Below are 1,821 nucleotides of genomic sequence, written 5' to 3'. Positions count from 1 at the left end.
CGCTGGTTCGCGCGGTGCGACCCCTTCGAGGCGTACAGCACGCTGCTCGCGCGGCTTTCCCCCGTCGGCCGCCGCCCCGCCGACGGCGTGCTCGTCCTGCGCTCCCCCCTCGCCGGCCTCGACGCCACGCCCGCCCTCCCGGGGCTGACCGCCGTGCTGTGCGTACTCCTCGGCTCCACCGCCTACGACGGCTTCTCCGCCGCCCCCTCCTGGATCGACACCCTGCAGACCTCCTCCCTCGGCCGCACCGCCACCGCCACGCTCGGCCTGCTCGCCGCCGTCGCCCTCGTCGCCGCCCTGTACGCCGCCTGCGCGGCGGCCGTCCGCCTGGTCTCCGGGCACCTCGCCCACCCGCTGTCCGCCTTCGCCCACTCCCTCCTGCCGATCGCGCTCGGCTACCTCGCCGCCCACTACTTCACGCTCTTCGTCACCGAGGGCCCACGTACCGTCACGATCGCATCCGGCACTGACAACCCGCCCCCGGCCGACCCGCCGCTGTCCCCCGGCGGCCTCGCCGCGCTCCAGGTCACCGCCGTGGTCACCGGCCACGTCCTGGGCGTCGTCGCCGCCCACGACCGCGCCGTCCGGCTCTTCCCGGCCGCCCGCGCGGTCGCGGGCCAACTGCCGCTGCTCGCGCTGATGGTCTGCTACACGGTCGGCGGGCTGACCCTGCTGCTGGCCGCGTAGCGGGGGCGGTCCGGCACCATGGACGACGTGAGCTCCCCCTCTCTCCGCCGCACCCCCGTCCAGCAGCGCAGCGCCGAGCGGCTGGCCCGGATCCTCGACGCCTGCGCCGAACTCCTCGACGAGACCGGCTACGAGGACCTGACGACCAGCGCCGTCGCCGACCGCGCCGGCGTCCCCATCGGCTCCGTGTACCGCTTCTTCCCCAACAAGCGCGCGCTGGCCGACGCCCTCGCCGCCCGCAACCTCGACGACTTCACCGGCCGCGTCACCCGCCGGCTGGCCGCCGAGCCCGCGCAGGCCGGCTGGCGGCGCATCCTGGACTCGATGCTGGCGGAGTACGTCGCGATGATGCGTACGGTCCCGGGCTTCGCGCAGGTCGACTTCGAGGCCAACGACCCGGTCGCCGCCCGGCTCTGCGACATCCTCGCGGAGCGGCTGTCCCTGCCGGTGACGGCCTCGCTCCAGCGCTCCTGCCTGGTGGCGGTCGAGGCGGCCGACGCGCTGCTCCAACTCGCCTTCCGCGCCGACCCGGAGGGCGACGCGGCGCTGCTGGCGGAGACCCGGACGCTGCTGCACGCGTACCTGTCCCGCACCCTGGACCCGCCGCCGGCCCCCGAGTAGACCCTGCCCGGCGGCGGTCAGCCGTCCAGGGCTGCTTTCACGTCCTCCCGGCGCCGCGGTACGTCGTGGCTCTCCACGTACCACTCGAACTCGCCGCTCACCAGCCCGCGCGCCAGCGCCCGGTCCGGTTCCGGCTCCGCCCCCGCCGCCCGCAGGTGGTACGGCGGCGGGTAGAAGCAGTCGCCCACGAACAGGACGCCCTCCGACGGCACCGCCACCGCGGTCGAGTCCGCCGCGTGGCCGCCGCCGACGTGCCGCAGCTCCACCGTCACGCCCCCGAGCCGGATCAGGTGCCGGTCGGTGAACGTCTCCTCGGGCGGCACGATGCGCAGGGCGTCCCAGCCGTCCTGTGCCATCGCGCGCAAGCGTGCCGTGAAGCTCGGGACCAGCCGCGGGTCGCGCGCCATCTCGGCCCGTACGTACGCCTGCGACCACGGCTTCGCCGCCTCCGCGCGCAGCGCCTCCGCGGTCAGCTCGTGCGCGGCCACCGGCACGCCCCACTCCTGCGCGCCC

General features: G+C 75.9%; 2 protein-coding genes and 1 pseudogene. 2 read left to right on the top strand and 1 reads right to left on the bottom strand.

Going from position 1 to position 1,821, the window contains the following annotated elements:
* Positions 1 to 687, top strand: a pseudogene (locus tag H5J30_RS30760) (hypothetical protein); the annotation flags it as partial.
* An 18-nt stretch (positions 688 to 705) separates the two neighbouring features.
* Positions 706 to 1,308, top strand: a complete 603-nt coding sequence (locus tag H5J30_RS30755; RefSeq protein ID WP_181790748.1) for a TetR/AcrR family transcriptional regulator — start codon at positions 706 to 708, stop codon at positions 1,306 to 1,308.
* 17 nt (positions 1,309 to 1,325) lie between these two features.
* Here the strand turns inward: H5J30_RS30755 and H5J30_RS30750 are convergent.
* On the bottom strand, positions 1,326 to 1,821 hold a 496-nt coding region (locus tag H5J30_RS30750), incomplete at its 5' end, for an MBL fold metallo-hydrolase (protein WP_181790746.1).

Origin of the sequence: Streptomyces phytophilus (assembly GCF_013870535.1) — a bacterium.
Classification (GTDB): Bacteria; Actinomycetota; Actinomycetes; order Streptomycetales; family Streptomycetaceae; genus Streptomyces; species Streptomyces phytophilus.
The sequence above is the reverse complement of the archived record's forward strand: the minus strand, read 5'-3'. Positions and strand labels throughout refer to the sequence as shown.

Excerpts from the sequence above, each read along its gene's own strand:
- H5J30_RS30755 (WP_181790748.1), top strand. The coding sequence starts at position 706 with ATGGACGACGTGAGCTCCCCCTCTCTCCGCCGCACCCCCGTCCAGCAG.